We start from the raw sequence: 18,856 nt of genomic DNA on the forward strand, positions 1-18,856 counted from the left end.
CTGATATACTGACTACCGACCTTAAACACGCCACTCTCGGCCGTGTAACCATTTAGAAAAGTGCCAAAAGCCGCATACCAAGCATAGTACCTCTCCGTGTATTTATTAAACCAGGAATAATGCCATTCTGTTCCCAAGTACCCGTACTCCGTGAAATCACTCTTCTCATACCCGAAAAGCAACGTCCCCGATAATCCCGAGGGAATATCCTCTGTTCGCCCGAAATCATAGATCAAGTTCGCCTTGAAATACTTGATTTTGGTAAACGTCAAAGCTCCCATGATCCGGTCACGGTCGTAATAGAAATGATTGGAATCACTCGACACTTCCGGACGATCGACAAAACTAGTACCCGTGTAACGTCCCGTCAGGTAAAATATTCGGTTATAACTATACTTCTCCGGCAAATAAAAAGAAGTTCCTCCCCAGAAGTCCCACAACCGGTAATTAAACAATTCCACGGGCTTGTTGATGTCCCGGTCAACCAATGTTTTCGAGGAATATACCCGACTGTACGCGGCTCCTCCGGCCCATTTCGTCTTGTACGTCAAGAATTCTTTATCCAGTTCCACCCGTAAAATATCCTGGTTATAGGAATTCTCGTACATCCCGTAGAAGTCCATGTGAGACCCTAGAAGATTACTGGCCTTATACTCGATCAAGTTTCCCCATTTTTTATCTTTACTCCCCCGAAAACTAGCCTGATAATGTAAACTATGCCCCAGTTTAAACAAGTTTTTTGTTTCCAGTCCCAAGTCAACCGCATTCAAAAAGTTACTCCACACCTCCCCCGTCCATGAAAATTCATCCTTGCAAATAATCATCAGATCAACTTGATTCGTGTCACTCTGTACCTCTTGTATGCCAATCAGCGCATCGTCCACGTTCGACATTGCTTTCAGTAACTGTTCATTCTGTACCAACTCGAAAGGGTCGACTGTCATCCCCGGCCTCACGGTCAACTGTTTTTTTATCACCCGTTCGGCCGATTTCTGGTGAACGGAATTTGCCACGCTTAAAAGCCATTGTAAACTGTCCTGCAAGGGCGTCGTGTCGTTAACACTCGTTCCGAAAGGAGGTAAAACCTTCACGTGAATATCACGGATCGTCTTTCCCCGATAGGGCTTGTAACGATCCTCGCTATTTTCCGTTTGAACAATATCAATATTGATTTTTCGGGGATTCACGAAGATCATCTTGTACAACTCTTTCGTCCATTTCCGCCGATAAGCGACCTCCTTGATCCTGGAAAACTCATACTGGAGAGTATCCCGAATTAAACTATCCGGTAAGAAAACCACGTCATTTTGTTTCAGTGTATCAGGTAGCTTTATAAATTCATACTCGTTATTCCCACGCACGTCGAATGATAAAGGTCTTGCATTTGCTTGACTTTCCACGAGTAATACCCATGCCAGCATCCATATCATACAACGAATAATCACATGCTTCTTTTCCAATAAAATTACTCTTCTAACACTAACGTTTTCAATCGGTCAGACATCCAAACCTCACGTTCTCCCTGTTTATTTTGATAAATAAAACAAGCCTCGATATGAGGATTATCTAACACTATTTTTTTAGATTCTTCAGTTCCTAACACCATAAACGCTGTTGCGTAAGCATCAGCCTCCATACAAGTCGGAGCGTACACGGAAGCACCTAGTATATCTTGTTGGACAGGATAACCGGTCCTAGGGTTTATTGTGTGAGAATATTTTTTTCCATCCACCACGTAAAAACGACGATAATTCCCGGAAGTCGCCAGCGCCCCTTCCCGCAAAGCCAACACAAGCTGCAACTCCCTGTTTGCTGCCGTCGCATCGTCAATCGGCTTGTCTACACCGATATGCCAAGGGCGCTGTTTATTACTTTCCCCTTTCACGCGGATTTCACCACCAATCTCTATCATGTAATTTTGTACTCCTTTCCGGTCAAAAAACTCGGCCACGAGATCCACTCCTAACCCTTTGGCAATGGAACTGGCATCCATCTGTACCCCCTCAACCAGTTTCACCAACCGCTCCCCTCCCAACTGCACCTTATCCATTCCCACGTATTGCAACAGAGAATCGATCTTCTCGTCCGAAGGCAACTTCTCGTTTTTAAAACCGAATCCCCAAGCGTTCACCAACGGGGCCACTGTCACGTCAAAGGCACCACCCGTCACCTCGTTCACCTCTCTAGCCTTCTCGTACATCACAGCGAAAAGCGAATCTACCTGTTCACTCTCACCCCGGTTCCACCGGGCAATCACCGAATTCTTGTTAAACATTGACAAGGACCGATTTACACGCTCCATCTCCTGCCGGATCTCCACCGCGTAATCTATTTCACTTTGGTAGGACACGTGATAAACTGTACCGTACACGCTACCTTCCGAGAACCGGTACACATTACGCTGACACCCCATCACCAACACCAACCCGCAAATAATAATCCCCAACTTTTTCATACTCGTTTCTAAAAATAATATCCCAAGTTAAAATAAAAGCCCAGTTTCTTTGACCAATCCGAGAGACTGAACATGAAATCAATTGGTCCCACGATACTATCGTAAGAATATCCGACACCCCCGCCCCAAATATCATCACCTCCGAATATATCAAAGAAATTAGCCTCCTGTTTCGCGTAATTCCCGGCTAGAGAAATATAATGATTACGACCGATATTATACCTCACCTTGACTTTTGCCACCACAACCGAATTATCGAATATCTCCAGATGCTGAATTCCCAAGAAAGGCAATTGTTGATCGACATACCTCCCGGCAACATCCCCTCCCATGCAATTCAAATAGGGATAGGGAACATCATGCCCCACCAGCACTCGCCCGTAAATAGACGGGATAAACTTCACCCGCCGGGTGATGGACAGCACGGACTCGAAATCCAGCCCGATAGCAGAGAACGGAGCCCCGTCATTATAGGTGATCAAATTATCCGTGTACAAAGAATAATCCACTTTCAACGACATTCCTCGTGTCGGGTAATAACGTTTATCAAAGGTTTCCAGGTGCGCCAGCCCGTAATAACTAAAGAACCCTTCCGGTTTCACCGAAATATTATGATCTTTGTCCGAGAAGAGGAACGACTCGTAATTATAATACTCATAACGAATCCCCAGTTGCAATTTAAAGTTACGGAAATAAATATCAGAACCTCCCAGGTTTACCCGATGAACTCCGTAATCCACGTTATCCGTTTTCTTTCCCTTGGTATAAATATCCAGGTTATTGTACTTGAACATGTACTCCAATTCAAAACGCCGCAGGAAAGTATTGCCTAACGAATAGTTCAACTTCACGTAAGGATTCATGCTTAAACGTCCGGTCAGGGAAAGCCGCGAACCTCTCAAATCCTTGTGAGTAAGCGTGGTATTCAATAAAATAGCCGCCATTTCCTCTGAATCAAACCGGAAACCCAGATTCAAAGAACTCATCGGCTTTTGTTTTAGTATCAATTCCAAATCGTACACCGGGCCACCACTAAGCTTGTAACTCACGCTCGAAAATGCCCCGATCCCGTACAACTCGGCAATTGCCTCGTGCAGATCGCTCAACGTGATCCGGCTATAATCCTTTATCCGTATCTTTTTCCGTAGCCACTTCTCATCCCGTTCATCAATTCCTGACAGATGCACGTGTTCCACCATGATCGTGTCATTCTCAATAATTATATCTTCAGATACTTTTTTCGGTTGAAAACTTTCTGTGAGTCCTAGCTCTTTTTTCAATTGCATCAATTCATCCCATTGACTCCGGGCCACGTCCTCACCCCGCATGATCAGCGTGTCAATAGCGCTTGACGAAAAACTGGCGGCCGAATAAGGTGTAACATCCGGCTTTATATAGATGTTTACCATCTTTTTATTTTCCTCGTACTTCTGGATACCTAAAAAAGAGGTCATCTGGTCAAGAATCCCCATCACGGATTCCAACCCGGATGCATCTTTCAGTTCCGCCTGCACGTCTACCCCGATAATTATATCGGCTCCCATCGCTTTAGCTATATCTACCGGGAAATTATTCGAAATACCCCCGTCCACCAGTACCATACCATTTTTCCGCACGGGAGCGAAAGCACCCGGAATAGCCATACTCGCACGCATGGCCAGCGGTAACACGCCGCAGTCCTGAACAACCTCCTTACCATCCACCAAATTACTCGCCACGCAAGCAAAAGGGATCGGCAATTTCTTAAAATCCAACGAATCATGGTAACCGATTGTCAGATCCGAAAACAGGTTGTAAATATTCTGCCCGCTGATGAATCCCGATGGAATCTTGATCTCCCGGTTATTCTTTATCGGCACGGAAACCAGATACTTCTCCGTTTCCTCCTTTTCCGAGAAAGGGAGATTATAACGATATACTTTATCACTTAACAGAAACATCCAGTTCTGTTTCCTCACCAAACTATCCATCGTGTGCGCATCGTACCCAATCGCGTACAACGCCCCGACGAGAGACCCCATACTCGTCCCTGCAATATAATCAATCGGGATACCTGCTTCCTCCAACACTTTCAACACTCCGATATGTGCCACGCCTTTCGCACCTCCACCACTCAGCACCAACCCGACCTTTTTCCGTTGACCTTGAACATCCAATATAATAAATAAAACAAGAAGAAACACCAAAATTCGTTTCATACATTTCAGAATTTAAATTTAAGAGGTTAGATCAAAAAAGATACCATTCTTCTCGCTCTAAACTCCCCAAAAATACAAATTTCTCGGAACATTAGCAACTCAACTTTCCAAGTTCGCACAACATCTGACATTTCTTTTTCCAAATTATTTGGCTAAATTTGCGGTGAGACTAAAAAATGTAGTATGACGAAAATATTAGTGATTGATGATGAGAGAAGTATCCGTAATTCGATGAAGGATATTCTACAATACGAGGGACACGAAGTCGTGCTGGCTGAAAACGGAATGGAAGGCCTCGTTTCCGTGAAATCTGAAAAACCCGACATTGTATTCTGCGATATAAAGATGCCGAAAATGGAAGGTATCGAAGTACTGGAACGCATCAAAGAGTTCTCCGCGGACACCCCGGTAATCATGATTTCCGGTCACGGAACCATAGACACAGCCATAGAGGCCATCCGGAAAGGGGCTTATGATTTCATCGAAAAACCGTTGGATTTGAATCGTATACTGATCACGATAAAGAACGCCACGGACAAACATTTATTAATTCACGAGACAAAGACCCTGAAAAACAAGGTCAGCAAGAAATACGACATGATCGGGAATTCCGAGGCCTTAAACCATATACGAGCCATGATCGACAAGGTGGCCGTTTCCGATGCCCGGATACTGGTCACCGGCCCTAACGGTTCCGGGAAAGAACTCGTTGCCCACCAGTTGCACGAGCTAAGCCACCGCAAGGACAATGCCTTTGTCGAGGTAAACTGTGCCGCCATCCCCTCGGAGCTCATCGAGAGCGAGTTATTCGGGCATGAGAAAGGTTCTTTCACCTCGGCCATCAAGCAAAAGAAAGGGAAATTCGAACTCGCCAACGGGGGAACGCTCTTCCTCGACGAGATCGGCGACATGAGCCTCAACGCCCAAGCCAAAGTGCTGAGAGCTCTGCAGGAACAAAAGATTACCCGTGTCGGCGGGGATGCCGATATTAATGTAGACGTGCGGGTCATTGCCGCCACGAACAAGAATTTGAAAGAGGAAATCAAGAAGGGGAATTTCCGAGAAGACCTCTATCACCGGTTAAGCGTAATTATTATTGACGTACCTCCTTTGTGCCAGCGTCTGGAAGACATTGATGCTTTGGCCAATCACTTCTTGACAGAAGTATGCACGGAAATGGGCATCGCCCCCAAAACGCTTTCCCCCGATGCCATCGCCGCACTGAAGGAGTGCGAATGGACGGGTAATATCCGTGAACTACGTAACGTCGTGGAACGATTGGTCATTCTTTGTGGCAACACCATTACCCGGGAAGACGTGAGGATGTACAGATAATGGGAAAGATAAAAGATAAAAGATAAAAGATAAAAACTAAAAGTTGAAAAACCTGTAACTTGTAACTTGCTAACCTGTAACTCGCCGAAGGCGAATTCCGGCAGGAATCTAAAATTTAAAATTAGCTCGTTTTATGGGAAAAGATAATAAACTACATATTATATTATTGGGCCGGAGAAACAGCGGGAAAAGCTCGCTGATAAATGCCCTGACAGGTCAGAATATTGCTATCGTTTCGGATGTGGCCGGAACCACTACCGACCTCGTGAAAAGAAGTTATGAAATCCCGGACTTTGCATCCGTTATCTTTATCGATACGGCAGGTATCGACGACACGGGAACTTTGGGTGAAATGCGGGTGGAAAAAACCCGGAATGCTATATCTCAAGCTGATATGGCCCTACTCGTGATCACGGATAACCGTTTTGAAGAACACGAACAACAACTTGCCGAACAGTTAAAGAAACTGGAAACCCCGTTTCTAGTAATCCACAACAAACGGGACGAAGTCGCCTTAACTCCCAATTTAAAGGAAAAATTAACGGCTACCTACAACTGTCCCGTAATCGACTTCTCCACCCGAGAAGATAACACGACCCCGATCCTAGATGCACTGAAAAGTGTATGGAAAAAAGACAACGCCCCGAAATCTTTGATCGGTGATTTACTTACCCCCGGGGACATCGTGTTGCTGATCACCCCGATTGATTCCGAAGCCCCCGCCGGGCGACTCATCCTGCCGCAAGTACAAATGATCCGGGATATTCTCGACAACCGTTGCGTCTCCATCGTCTTGCAACCGGAAGAAGTCACTTCCTTTCTGGAAAAAACGGGTATCCGCCCCCGTCTTGCGATAGCCGATAGTCAAGTATTCAAAAAAGTGGCTGCCATCATCTCCCCGGAGATTCCCCTCACGAGTTTTAGCATCGTTCTTGCCCGCCACAAGGGAAACTTCAAGGCTTATCTCGCCGGGACACCCCGGATCGAAGAACTGAAAGAAGGAGATCGCATATTGATGCTGGAGTCCTGCTCACATCACGTTTCCTGTGAGGACATCGGCCGTCACAAAATTCCCCGTTGGTTACAGGAACACACTGGGAAAAACTTCCAGTTCGATTTCATCGTCGGTCTAGATGCGATCACTCGCCCCATCACCGACTATGCCATGGTTATCCAGTGCGGTGGTTGCATGATCACCGGGAAACAATTGAAAAACAGGCTCCAACCTGCCATCGACGCAGGAATACCTGTTAGTAATTATGGAATGACGATTGCTTACCTACATGGAATATTCGAAAGGGCAACGAAAGAACTTACTGATTTTAAATTTTAGATTTTAAATTTAAAATTGAGCTACCCCCTTTGGCTCCCCTTACACAAGTGAAGAGGAGTTAAAGGAGGTAGTTAAAGAGGTTTCCTCGTGCGACCTAATCTAAAATCTAAATTATTAAATCGTTATCCCGAACCCTACCGCAAAAGGTCGCAACTCCGGTGCCCGGTTCTTGTTAAACATATTGGTCAACGAGTAGTTTCCCCAGATACACACGCCACGGTAGCCAACCCGGAGCGTGTAATCAACTTTAAAAGGAACCATCCCATAACTCCCGTTCTCTTTCAATTTACGTTTATTTCCCTTTTCACTCGTGTAAACGACTTTTGTCTTAGAGTGCAGGCGAATTCCCCCGATGAACCCAGTGGAGACATAAAACCTTTTCCAATGTGGAGCTGGGATTTGTTTTTCCAACATCAAAGGTATCGTTAAATAAAGAGCTTTAAAAGTACTCCGTTTCACCTCCTCGATCCCCAAGTCGGATAATGCCACAGCGTGAAGCATCTCACCTTTCTTACGGCGGACAGTTATATCACCGTCAAAACACAGGCGGGAGTAGTCAAGGCCAAATCCCGTGAATATACCGAAACGCTGCCGGGGACTCAACCCAAAGCTAAACTTGGCAAAGTTGAAGTGCATCGTGAACGAGCTAGCCCAGTCCAGCTCCATGAAGTCATCACCGCCATACTTGGAATAATTGGTTTTCCCGAAATTCACGAACCCGAAGTAGAACCCGTTCCAATGTCCGCGAAACTTGTTAGGACGAGATTCCCTATCGGGAAATACTCTGAAAGCCAGAGGAAGTTTGACCATGTTGTTTCTCCTTTCTTCCTCGCTTTCCCGCACCGTGTTGTCCCAGATAATCATTTCTGTTCCCTTGCCGAGGGTGTCAATGACCTGCCCTTTCACGCGAACGGTGTCCTTCCGCCAGCCGTCGTTGACAATCACGCTATCCCGTTGCCCTGCGGCAGACAGTCCACACACCATCAAAATGATAAAAGCTGCTATTATTCTCATAACCTTATTTTTATTTCTTACATGACGTTTAAGTTTCTCGATTAGTTACAAGCTCTCTATATCTTTTTTCTCTTTAGCCCGGAGACGTTCCAGCACGTTCTTTCCCACATCAATCAAGTTATTCACGATGTTATCTGACTTTCCTGATGGGGTTATCAATTGAAACACGGGTTTTCGTTGTTCTTTCACCGATACCCGGAATTGAAGTCCCTCGTACGGGGAAGTCAGTATCTCGTTCGGTTGCGGGGCCATGATCTCCACGGGAACCTTCAGTTGCTTTTTCAATTCGATAGCATTCGGCGGAATCACCCGTTCCACGACCACGATTGTCTCTTCCGCCTCTGCCTCCCGTTTCATAAACTGCACCCTTTCAATCTCCGGTTCCACGATTGCCTCCGGCTCCGGTACCCCCGGTAACAAGATTGTCTCCGTCTTAACCACAGTCACGGGTAAATCCTCCATGGAAAATTCTTCTTTTTTCGTGGAATAAATAGCCACCACGATCCCCAAGGCCACTACCGCAGCGATAGCCGCGTAGCGTTTGACGAAAAGTACCGCCCCGGACTTACGATACACCCCTGCTTTCCCCTCGAATCGACATGTCGGGTCAGGCTTTACTTTAATCTTGGCACACGTTTCAACTTCCCGTTCAAACACATCTTTATTGACATTCCCGTCCACCCACGCCTGTTCTTCATCCGTGATAACACCCTCGGCGGCAGCAATAGCATAATATTCAATTTCCCTTTCCCATACCGTTCGTTTTATCTCTTCTTTTTTACCGAAAACTTCCGCAGGAACTTCCAGCCGCACCTCGTCCATCCCGTCAAGTAACTCCCGCAAGTCGGGGTGAACCAGCAAGAATGCCTCCACCTCTGCCTGTTCTCTCGCCGACAAGTTCCCATCCATGTACTCCATGAAATAAATCTCGTAATTCTCTCTCGTTATCATATCTCCTCCCGCTTAAACAACCACATCCGGCCTGCGGATGTAGGCTTTCATAAATGCTCTCGCCCGAAAGATGTACACTTTCACCTGCGATTCGTTCAACCCCGTGATCCCAGCAATCTCCCCGTAAGAATACGCCTCGTAGTCCCGCAGGAGAATCACCGTTTTCTGCACCGGGGGCAATTTTTCTAAGGCCATATTCAATATTTCTTGTAACCCCGTGTATTCCTCCCGCACCTCCCCGGCCCGGTCTGCCACGGTCTCAATATCCCCAAACTTCGTTTCCCGCCGTAAGACGTCAATCATCCTGTGATACGCCGTGCTGAAAAGAAAAGACTTTGCCTTATCGTAAGCGATATGCCCCACTTCCTCCCAAAGTTTCATGAAACTATCTTGCACAACATCCTCCGCCATCTCTTTCGACTTGCACATTTTAAGGATAAAACGATACACACCATCGGAGAAATGGTCCACGGCCCGGTTATACTCGGTTCTAGTCATTCTGTTTTACCTTGGTCCATAACTCGACACGTTTCACGTCACGCCAACGCACGTAAACAACTTCTCCCCCCGCCCGGAAGGCCAATACCCCGTCATTCGCCGCTGTCACGTCACACATCGTCCCCAACACCAGCTCGGTTCCCCCCGACAACTTGACCCACGTGTATTTATAGTTTTTAGGTTCTATCTCCTGCACATACTTGAAAGGTACACGGTAAGATATATTCCCGTTCTGCCCGTCCAGTAATTCGAAATCCATGGCCTCATCGAGATCATACACCAGCACCCCTTCCAGCGATCGTCCGTCCCGTGTTTCCACCCTCCCGGACAAACGTTCGGGAGCCGCAAAATCATCATAAACAGGAAGATTCAATTGATCGAGAGGAATGGAACGAAACAGCTTGAAGTCATGCCACCCCACGATCACCTGCCCGACAGACGGCAGATTGATGGCTATTCCCCGGTTCGTGGCGTTCACGTCGTTTTCTCCCCACATGTAAAGTTCCCTGCCGCTGTGAAGGGTTACCAAGGAAGAGTTTCCCAGCGACTTGATACTCGCTATATTCTTGAATGCCACGGAAACTCCGCTGGATTCCGTCCGCCCGTCGAGTAACGCATCCAGTGAATTCTCGTCCAGATCCCATTGGACAAGCCCCTTGTACATCCCGTAAGGTGTCTCCACGATACCCGCAATGGGACGATCTTTCGGCTCGGGGATCGTGTCAGGTGCGGCAGAGAAAACGATTTCGCTGATATGGTCCCATACCACGCTTTCCGTCTTTCCATCCCGCAGTTCCACGGCAATCCAGTTACCGATGGCAAGCGACCGCCCCCGTTCGAGTTCAGTGACATTTCCCCCTTTCACTCCTAATTCAATCCGCCTGTCACCGATCACCCGAATCGATCGAATATTCCCGAAACGACACGAGAATTCATGCTCCGGCGGGGTATCTCTCCGCCCATCACTGAAACGAACATTATCACCCATAATATCCCGATACCGCATGTACGGGTTCCCTATTTTTCCTGCGGTAAAAATGTCTGTCCAGTAAAGGTTTTTCCCCCACGTGATGTACCCGCAAATTTTACGATTCATCACCGTGGTTACTTCCCCGTAAATCCGAATTGCCCGACTATTCTGCGCAGACCCGTTAGTCACGCAGGCACAACAGATTAAGCACCCAGTTATCCATGTTTTTAACATACCACTATTTTTGTTTATTAATGGGACGAATGAATCAGGCGAAAAGTTACAAAACAAATGAAGAATAGAAAACAATTTAAATTAAAATCCGGCTCAACAAAAGAGATTACCCCATGTTAAGCCGGATTTAAAATAAATTATATTACGAAATAATATTCTTGATTCATTCTGCATCCAACCGCTTGAATCCTTTCCCTAGAATCTGGTTAGCGTCGAATATTGTCACGAAGGCATTCGGATCAATCTTGTAGATGGCCTGTTGCAGGGTTGCCATCTGCCGACGGTTGACCATAGTCATGATCATCTCCTTCTCCGAACGGTTATACATCCCCTGTATCGGCACGATGGAACCACCACGATGCAGGTCATTCAATATATACGCACGAATCTCCTCGATCTTGTCGGAGATAATAAAGAAACTCTTCTCGGCGTTGAATCCTTGCAGGATCATATCAATCGTTTTACCCATGAGGAAAATGGAAAGCCATGAATACATCGGCACCTTCCAGTCCTGAAACATAAGGAAACCGAAGATCACGATACATGAATCGACCATCATCTGCAACTGTCCCAACGGGCGGTGAGTCCACTTGTGGAGGATGTTCGACAATACGTCGGTTCCTCCGCTTGATGCACGAGTTTTCATGATCATTCCCACACCGACCCCCATGACAACACCACCAAAAATACACGCCAATAACACCTCATCACCCAGCTTGAAAGGATCGAGCGCCACCAAAGGATCCGTTGGAATCGGCTCACCCATCAGTGTCAACAGAATTGCGGGCAGGCTATCAGAGAAAACAGCGACAAGGATGAAACAAATAAACGTTTTCACCCCAAAACCGGAACCCAGTACCCGTAGGCCCAGCAAACTCAACGGTAGGTTGAAACACAGGGCGGCCATACCGATCGGGAACCCCCACTTGTGTTGAAGCACAATCGTGATACCATAAATTCCCCCCGGGACAATCTTGTAAGGCGCCATAAAACAACTATACCCCAGAGCCAACACAAAAGCCCCCCCGACGAGTAACGCATACGTCCGGAACCACTCACGGGTAAACGGTTTCTCTTTTAAAAGTATATTCACCATTTCATCTGATTTAAATTCGGCCGCGAATATACACCTCCCCCATCTCACGAAACATGACAAAAGTCATATTTTCGGGGGAAAATGTTTTAATTCGTTATTTAACATTTCAGAATTACCCGTGGCATTGATTTTGTTCGTACGAGAATATTAATTATAATTGCACACTTTTTCCAAATTGTGAAATTAAAATGAGAACAACCTTACTGATTACAAAAGAAAAAATTATCAGCGTGGCACAAAAATTGTTCACTGAAACAAGTTTTTATCGAACTACAATGAAGGATATTGCCCGTGCCGCTAAAGTCAGTCGGCGTACGCTATACACTCATTTTAACAGTAAGGAAGATATTTTTAACCACATTGTAGATCAAAAAATAGAATTAATAGAACAAAAACTCGAACAGGCAGTCAGAACGGCCTTGCCAGCCGACAAACGGTTGAAGTTATATATCAAGGAACGATTCAATTTAATCGCGGAACTCATGGGCGGCAGCCAACCTATCAAGGAAACTTTTTTACACAATAACAGTAAGATTGAAATACTACGGGAGAATATAGACAGGCAGGAAATAGAGCTACTCTATTCGATCCTTCGGGATGGGGCCGATGCGGGAATCTTCTCGATCAAACAACCCCGACGCTTGGCAAATTCCCTGCAATCCGTCTTTAAAAGCTTGGAATTCGGTTTTATACGCCAGTACGAACATCAACCACGACCACAAGTGATTAACGAGTATATTAACATATTATTTCACGGTATAATTAAGAAATAAACTAACACACACTATTATATGGAATTATATATCAACGCCTTCGCCCATTATCTCCCGGACGACCGAGTACCAAACTCCTACTTCAAGGACGTAAACGGTCTGGACGACGAGTGGATTCGCACCCGTACCGGAATAAGCACCCGGAGCAAGGCTGGCGAAAACGAGAACACGAATACCATGGCCCTGGAGGCTGTTAAACGCCTGAATGAAAAACTACCCTTCCCCATAGAGGAAGTCGACTTGATCGTGGCAGCCACTTACTCGCCTCACGACACGGTAGCCACGGCAGCACACATGATACAACGCCATTTCAAAGCACGAGCTGCACGTTGTCTCACCGTTTCGGCAGCCTGCTCCTCGTTTATCAATGCCATGGAAATCGTTGAAGGGTATTTTGCCATGAACAAGGCAACGAAAGCAATCGTCGTGGCATCCGAGCATAACACGGAATACAGCAACGAGACGTGTCCGCAAAGCGGTCATCTATGGGGTGACGGGTCTGTGGCTATTGCCATCTCCACTATGCCGGAAGGAGAAAAAGCCGCCCGCATACTTAATATATTCACCCGCGGACTTGGCCACATCGGTAAAGCAGACACTGCCGTATATTTACGCCCACATCACGGGGGGATCGGAATGCCGGAAGGACGTGACGTGTTTATCAATGCCTGCCATTACATGATCGAAGGCTTAAATGCTGTAACCAACAGCCAAGGTATAAAACTGACAGACTTGAAATTCATCGCATCACACCAAGCGAACAAGCGAATCATGGCTACCGTCGCACGTCAGATCGATTTCCCGGAAGATCATATGCTGTCGAACATTGAAGAGGTAGGTAACACGGGATGTCCCAGTTGCGCCATCGCCTTATCGCAAAACCTTGACCGGGTCGACCATGGCGACCTCGTGGCACTCTCCGTGTTCGGGGGTGGATACTCTTGCGGGGCAGCGCTATTACAATTTCTTTAAGCAAATACAGAATTAAAAATAATGAAGGAATGGCAAAAAATTTCTGCCACTCCTTCATCTTCAATCCACACGTAATAAATTATCCATCTGCATGACGATATAAGGTTTCCAACGGGCAAACATCTCTTCAAAAGACTCCCCTTTTTCAAGAAAAAGAGATGCACAAAGATCTTTCATCACGAAAGGCATGATCAACAAGCTATAAAACGTGAAAAAGACAAAACGTAGAGGTACAGGCTTCAGTCGCCCGGAATCCATCTCATCTTGCAAACTTCGCGCTATCTCTAGAAAATTCCGTTCCAATCGTAAATCGGCAAGCGTGTTGATCAAATGATTAACATCCCGGTTCGATTCTCTCATCACGAACAATGGCAAACGCGGGTTTTCACTAAATACCTCAAAATAAGCATCAATGACACCCCCTACACGCTCCGTAACAGGTTTATCCTTCTGCAAGACAATATCCTGTATTTTGGGGAGCAGAAACAGCACGATCTCCCCGAAAACAGCCTGAAACATCCGCTCCTTCGTCCGAAAATAATAATGCAACCCCGGACGGTTAATACCCACCTTCGCCGCAATATCACTCATGCTGGTCTCGGCAAAACCGTTTTCTATAAATTGTTGTTTAGCTACCTCTATAATCTTTGTTTCCAGATTCTCATTATTAACAGATTCCGTCATGACACTATCCCTTTAAATTATCTATAAATAACAAAACGCGATTAGTTATATTCACATCACTAACACCACTATCAAAATCTAAAGATAGTAAATTAATATCCGGGAAGAAACTTTTTACACGTTTTTCAATACCTTTAGCCACTATATGGTTGGCTATACAACCGAAAGGTTGTAGTCCCAACACGTTTTTCACCCCCTGTCGGGCATAAGACATCACCTCGGCAGGCAACAGCCACCCCTCGCCAAACTGGGCATTCAGGGAAACGACCTTTCGGGCATCCTCCGCCTCTTCAAAAATATCCCCGAAAGGAATAAAATAGCGGAAACGCCCGGCAATCCGGTTTACCCGGTCTATTTGTTTCTTCACCGTCTTATAACCCAAATCATACACGAATTCGGGTAACTGCCTTTTTTCCATGTACGACTCCACCTTCACTTTCCGGTTCACGAAACTCTGCATGAAGAAACCGGTAATCATGGGCGGCACCACCTCTATCCCACGTTCTATTAACCACCCGGTTATATTCTTGTGAGAAAAAGGATTAAACTTCAGAAAGATCTCGCCAACAATACCAACCTTAGGACGAGTCTCATCTTTACAGATTCGATCAAAGTCTGCAGCGGCCATGGAAAGACAACGGAACAATTCCTTTGAACGATTTTCCAAGATTAACTTTTCCGCCTTTTCCAGATACATATCTCTCAAGCGGGCTGCCTCCCCACTCTCTTTCTCCCGTACAACAGATGCGTGATAAAACTTAGAGATACAATCGCTATAAAGAACAGCACGTAAAGCTATGGGTAACATCTTCAACCAGTTTATCCGGAATCCCGGTTGCACGTTCTCGATCGAGCTACCCAGGGAAAACGAGATAACAGGCACATCCGTGTAACCCGCATCAACCAACGCTTTTTTGATCAAAGATATATAATTGCTCGCCCGGCATTGTCCTCCCGTCTGGGTGATCGCCACGGCCGTCCGGGAGGGATCATATTGCCCACTCTTAAAGGCCTTGATAATATCCCCCACGATCAACGTTGCCGGGTAACAGACCTCGTTATTGGCGTATTTCAGCCCCCATTCACAAGACTCGGTATTACTGAGAGGCAAGTTCTCCACGTCATACCCCGCCACACGCATCACCGCCGGAATCAATGGCGACAGGAACGGAGTAAAGAACGGAATCAAAATCTTTCGGTCTCGATATGTCTCGTCATAAACGGGAACGGTGGCAAACTCCCTAGTCTGTTGTTCTTGTTTCTTGTCCTCGTTAGCAAGTTTCAAACTCTCAACCAATGAACGTACCCTCAACTTCATCGATCCCACGTTATTAATATCATCAAGCTTCAACAAGGTGAGTGACTTACCATGACGCATTAACAGCTCGCCAACCTCGTCCACGAGAAAAGCATCAGGTCCACAACCGAACGAGGTCATCTCCACGAACTGGATATTTCTACCCTGCCCGGCACACCACCGGGCCGCTTTCAGAATACGATCGGGATATGCCCATTGCGCCACGAAATGCACGTCATGAATGGGAATATCCTTATCGCGGACTATATCATCCGTGATCACGTGAATACCCATGTCTGAAAGCATATCGGAAACCTTATGCTGAATCAACGGATCGGTATGATACGGGCGACCAGCTAGCAATATCGTTAAGGCCCCCGCCTGCCCCGCATCACGCAAGACTTGCTCGTTATACCCGATCAACTCGTTCATGAAAGTCTCCTGCTCCTTCAGGGCTACCGCAAAAGCCTTCTTCACGGAATGAATGTCTACCCCTACCTGCTCCAAATACTCACGACACTGTTTAAACAGTAGTTCCTTATCTTTGAAATTAATTGCCGGAGCATCAACCGGTATTTCCTCTGCCTGTACACTCTTCACGACCTCCGAGTACCCCGTCACGATAGGACAATTGTAACTATTCTGCTCTTTTTCCTGTTTCTCGAAAACCACGAAAGGCATAAACACCCGGTCTACCTTTCGATCAATTAAATCCTGCACGTGGCTATGTACCAGTTTCGCCGGGAAACAAATATTATCCGACATAACCATGCGAGCATGACGTTCATACTGCTGAAAATTCGAGGGATCGGATAAACACACCTGTATACCGCACGATGTAAATAACGTATGCCAGAACGGGAATTCCTCGTACATATTCAAACAGCGTGGTATACCAATCGTAAGTAATGGATGGTCAACCCGTACATCACGATGGAATAGCAACTCGTTTTTCCGGAGATAAACATTTACTCCCTTCACTTTATTGTTCTCGCCATTCGTGAAGACCTTCTCACACCTGTTCCCGGAATAATAGTTTTTTCCATTACCAAAGCAATAGCACACCACGGAACAAGTGTTGTCACATCCTTTACAATGTAACACGCTTGACGTGTAACGAGCTTGGGTAATCATCTCGTCAAGAGAGATAGGTTTTCCCGGATGTTGCATCGCATACAAGGCACACCCGAAAGCCCCCATCAGTTCCGGAATATTACACCGGGTAACTTCCGTACCCGTGAGTAATTCCAACGTACGTACCACCGCATCATTTCGCATGGTCCCACCCTGCACAACGATATTTTTACCTAGAACCGAGACATTCTTTAGTTTCAGTACTTTATACAAACAATTCTTCACGACGGAATAAGCCAATCCTGCAGCAATATCATCCACCGTTGCTCCTTCCCGGAGTACCTGTTTGACTTTCGAGTTCATGAAAACGGTACATCGTGTCCCCAGATCACTCGGTGAGGACGCACGACAGGCTGCCATAGAAAAATCGTGAGCCGTGTATCCCAACGTGTGGGCAAATGTCTCGATAAACGAACCACACCCGGAAGAACAAGCCTCGTTGATCTCAATCCGGTCAATCACCCCGTCATTGACGAAGATAGCCTTCATATCCTGTCCCCCGATGTCAAGAATAAAAGATACATCCTTATTCAAGTAACGAGCGGCCATATAATGTGCGATCGTCTCGATAATCCCAGCATGGAGCTGGAATGCCGATCGAATCAAGTCCTCCCCGTATCCCGTGGAGCAACTTCCCCTTACCCGGAGAATAGCTCCCCTTTTCTCACATTCCTCTCTCAACCCGTCCAACCCCTCTTCCACCGCTTTTATCGGGTTTCCCCCGTTTATTTTATAATAAGAATACAGTAGTCTGGCATGAATATCCGTCACCACGATCTTCGTCGTGGTAGAACCGGAGTCTATACCCACGAATACTTCATGCTCACCCGCTGTCAAGCATGACTTCCGCACCTGATTCCTAGAAATTCTCTCCTGCCACATCCTGTACTCTTCCGCATTGGTAAATACCGGATCCAGACTTCCCCTCGCATTTCCCGAAAAATCAAACTCTCGATCAATTCTCGAAATCAGTGCTGACAATTTACACGTGTGATCATCGCCCTCTCGATATAATGCCGCACCAAACGCCGGGAGTAACGTCCCGTTATCCGGCAAAATCACGTCCCTCTCGTCAAGAGACAAATATTCAATAAAAGCCTTCCGCAAAGCTGGAATAAACGTCAACGGACCGCCACAGAATAACACGGGCGTTTCTATATCATACCCATGAGCCAGCGTAATCACCGTCTGCACTGCCACGGCATGAAAGATCGAGGCCGCAATATCTTCCCGGCTGACATTCCGTGCCACCAAGTTCTGAATATCCGTTTTACAGAACACTCCGCAGCGGGAGGCAATCGGGTACACCCGGGTAGCATTTAGGGCAAGCCGATTCAACTCCTCTACATTCACCCCCAGAATCACCGCCATTTGGTCAATGAACGCTCCTGTTCCCCCGGCGCAATTACCATTCATACGCAAATCAATCGCCTCGGCATCCTTGAAAAAAACAACCTTTGCATCTTCTCCACCAATATCAATCATGGACCCCACGTGCGGATACCCCTGTTGTATGGCCTTTGTTGCTGACACAACTTCCTGCACGAAAGGCAAAGAACACTTTTCCGAAATCCCCATACCAATTGAACCTGTGATCTTCACGGAAATATCCGCATCACCTAGCAAAGAAAACAACTCTCTCAAGAAATGAATTATTGTTTCCTTTGCCTTGGCATGATGCCGCTCATACATTGAGAACAAAATCTTATCATACTCATCAACTGCCACTAATTTGGCTGTCGTTGAACCTATATCAATACCCATTCTAATCATAGTCTACACGTTTTACATATACGTTTTACACTATTGTCAAACACAAATATAAAACAAGTTTCAATAGCGTAATCACGTGAAAATTAGAATTATATTATTTTAACAACCATTTTAAAGGCAGGATAAGTACAACCACATC

14 protein-coding genes are annotated in these 18,856 nt (G+C 46.2%); 4 read left to right on the forward strand and 10 right to left on the reverse strand.

What is annotated here, in order from left to right; genetic code table 11:
• The 3 genes from AB5542_RS02470 to AB5542_RS02480 all read right to left on the reverse strand — a co-directional run.
• A partial coding sequence (locus tag AB5542_RS02470; protein WP_368242974.1) for a hypothetical protein occupies positions 1 to 1,460 on the reverse strand: 1,460 nt, incomplete at its 3' end.
• A 5-nt stretch (positions 1,461 to 1,465) separates the two neighbouring features.
• Entirely contained in the window at positions 1,466 to 2,455 is a 990-nt protein-coding gene (locus tag AB5542_RS02475) for an FAD:protein FMN transferase (protein ID WP_229128306.1), read from the reverse strand.
• 8 nt (positions 2,456 to 2,463) lie between these two features.
• Positions 2,464 to 4,653 (reverse strand): patatin-like phospholipase family protein, encoded by a 2,190-nt coding sequence (locus AB5542_RS02480; protein ID WP_279037283.1) that lies wholly within the window; start codon positions 4,651 to 4,653, stop codon positions 2,464 to 2,466.
• A gap of 183 nt (positions 4,654 to 4,836) precedes the next feature.
• Between AB5542_RS02480 and AB5542_RS02485 the strand changes: the two genes are divergently transcribed.
• Together AB5542_RS02485 and hydF are read left to right on the forward strand one after the other, a co-directional pair.
• The gene (locus tag AB5542_RS02485; protein ID WP_087420329.1) at positions 4,837 to 5,988 is read left to right on the forward strand and encodes a sigma-54-dependent transcriptional regulator; all 1,152 of its coding nucleotides are present in this window, start codon (positions 4,837 to 4,839) and stop codon (positions 5,986 to 5,988) included.
• 133 nt (positions 5,989 to 6,121) lie between these two features.
• Positions 6,122 to 7,321, forward strand: coding sequence for a [FeFe] hydrogenase H-cluster maturation GTPase HydF (gene hydF / locus AB5542_RS02490; RefSeq protein ID WP_279037285.1), 1,200 nt, complete (start codon positions 6,122 to 6,124; stop codon positions 7,319 to 7,321).
• 114 nt (positions 7,322 to 7,435) lie between these two features.
• Here hydF and AB5542_RS02495 read toward each other — a convergent pair whose 3' ends face one another.
• The 5 genes from AB5542_RS02495 to AB5542_RS02515 all read right to left on the reverse strand — a co-directional run bounded on the left by AB5542_RS02495 (position 7,436) and on the right by AB5542_RS02515 (position 12,084).
• A complete protein-coding gene (locus AB5542_RS02495) occupies positions 7,436 to 8,335 on the reverse strand; it encodes a hypothetical protein (protein ID WP_270542068.1) in 900 nt (299 codons plus the stop codon).
• A gap of 45 nt (positions 8,336 to 8,380) precedes the next feature.
• Positions 8,381 to 9,286 (reverse strand): anti-sigma factor family protein, encoded by a 906-nt coding sequence (locus tag AB5542_RS02500; RefSeq protein ID WP_279037288.1) that lies wholly within the window; start codon positions 9,284 to 9,286, stop codon positions 8,381 to 8,383.
• A 12-nt stretch (positions 9,287 to 9,298) separates the two neighbouring features.
• Positions 9,299 to 9,784 (reverse strand): RNA polymerase sigma factor, encoded by a 486-nt coding sequence (locus tag AB5542_RS02505; protein WP_118302228.1) that lies wholly within the window; start codon positions 9,782 to 9,784, stop codon positions 9,299 to 9,301.
• Positions 9,777 to 10,988, reverse strand: a complete 1,212-nt coding sequence (locus AB5542_RS02510; protein ID WP_279037291.1) for a hypothetical protein — start codon at positions 10,986 to 10,988, stop codon at positions 9,777 to 9,779. Before AB5542_RS02510 ends, AB5542_RS02505 begins: the two co-directional genes overlap by 8 nt.
• 163 nt (positions 10,989 to 11,151) lie before the next feature.
• Positions 11,152 to 12,084, reverse strand: coding sequence for a YitT family protein (locus AB5542_RS02515; RefSeq protein WP_279037293.1), 933 nt, complete (start codon positions 12,082 to 12,084; stop codon positions 11,152 to 11,154).
• 188 nt (positions 12,085 to 12,272) lie between these two features.
• Here AB5542_RS02515 and AB5542_RS02520 point away from each other — a divergent pair, with 188 nt between their 5' ends.
• Complete coding sequence (locus tag AB5542_RS02520; RefSeq protein ID WP_118302226.1) at positions 12,273 to 12,857, forward strand: TetR/AcrR family transcriptional regulator; 585 nt, start codon at positions 12,273 to 12,275, stop codon at positions 12,855 to 12,857.
• Positions 12,858 to 12,875: 18 nt separating this feature from the next.
• Positions 12,876 to 13,829, forward strand: coding sequence for a 3-oxoacyl-ACP synthase III family protein (locus AB5542_RS02525; RefSeq protein WP_118302225.1), 954 nt, complete (start codon positions 12,876 to 12,878; stop codon positions 13,827 to 13,829).
• A gap of 60 nt (positions 13,830 to 13,889) precedes the next feature.
• Here AB5542_RS02525 and AB5542_RS02530 read toward each other — a convergent pair whose 3' ends face one another.
• Positions 13,890 to 14,513, reverse strand: coding sequence for a TetR/AcrR family transcriptional regulator (locus AB5542_RS02530; RefSeq protein WP_270542063.1), 624 nt, complete (start codon positions 14,511 to 14,513; stop codon positions 13,890 to 13,892).
• Positions 14,514 to 14,517: 4 nt separating this feature from the next.
• Positions 14,518 to 18,717, reverse strand: a complete 4,200-nt coding sequence (locus AB5542_RS02535) for an acyl-CoA dehydratase activase-related protein (RefSeq protein WP_279037295.1) — start codon at positions 18,715 to 18,717, stop codon at positions 14,518 to 14,520.
• Between the last annotated feature and the right edge of the window lie 139 nt (positions 18,718 to 18,856).

Origin of the sequence: Butyricimonas sp. RTP31003st1_G1_RTP31003_210430, assembly GCF_040920905.1 — a bacterium.
GTDB lineage: Bacteria > Bacteroidota > Bacteroidia > Bacteroidales > Marinifilaceae > Butyricimonas > Butyricimonas paravirosa.

What these genes read in the sequence shown, in the direction of transcription:
- AB5542_RS02475 (WP_229128306.1), bottom strand. Translation starts at nt 2,455, where the DNA reads ATGAAAAAGTTGGGGATTATTATTTGCGGGTTGGTGTTGGTGATGGGG.
- AB5542_RS02480 (WP_279037283.1), bottom strand. Translation starts at nt 4,653, where the DNA reads ATGAAACGAATTTTGGTGTTTCTTCTTGTTTTATTTATTATATTGGAT.
- AB5542_RS02485 (WP_087420329.1), top strand. Translation starts at nt 4,837, where the DNA reads ATGACGAAAATATTAGTGATTGATGATGAGAGAAGTATCCGTAATTCG.
- hydF (WP_279037285.1), top strand. Translation starts at nt 6,122, where the DNA reads ATGGGAAAAGATAATAAACTACATATTATATTATTGGGCCGGAGAAAC.
- AB5542_RS02495 (WP_270542068.1), bottom strand. Translation starts at nt 8,335, where the DNA reads ATGAGAATAATAGCAGCTTTTATCATTTTGATGGTGTGTGGACTGTCT.
- AB5542_RS02500 (WP_279037288.1), bottom strand. Translation starts at nt 9,286, where the DNA reads ATGATAACGAGAGAGAATTACGAGATTTATTTCATGGAGTACATGGAT.
- AB5542_RS02505 (WP_118302228.1), bottom strand. Translation starts at nt 9,784, where the DNA reads ATGACTAGAACCGAGTATAACCGGGCCGTGGACCATTTCTCCGATGGT.
- AB5542_RS02510 (WP_279037291.1), bottom strand. Translation starts at nt 10,988, where the DNA reads ATGTTAAAAACATGGATAACTGGGTGCTTAATCTGTTGTGCCTGCGTG.
- AB5542_RS02515 (WP_279037293.1), bottom strand. Translation starts at nt 12,084, where the DNA reads ATGGTGAATATACTTTTAAAAGAGAAACCGTTTACCCGTGAGTGGTTC.
- AB5542_RS02520 (WP_118302226.1), top strand. Translation starts at nt 12,273, where the DNA reads ATGAGAACAACCTTACTGATTACAAAAGAAAAAATTATCAGCGTGGCA.
- AB5542_RS02525 (WP_118302225.1), top strand. Translation starts at nt 12,876, where the DNA reads ATGGAATTATATATCAACGCCTTCGCCCATTATCTCCCGGACGACCGA.
- AB5542_RS02530 (WP_270542063.1), bottom strand. Translation starts at nt 14,513, where the DNA reads ATGACGGAATCTGTTAATAATGAGAATCTGGAAACAAAGATTATAGAG.
- AB5542_RS02535 (WP_279037295.1), bottom strand. Translation starts at nt 18,717, where the DNA reads ATGATTAGAATGGGTATTGATATAGGTTCAACGACAGCCAAATTAGTG.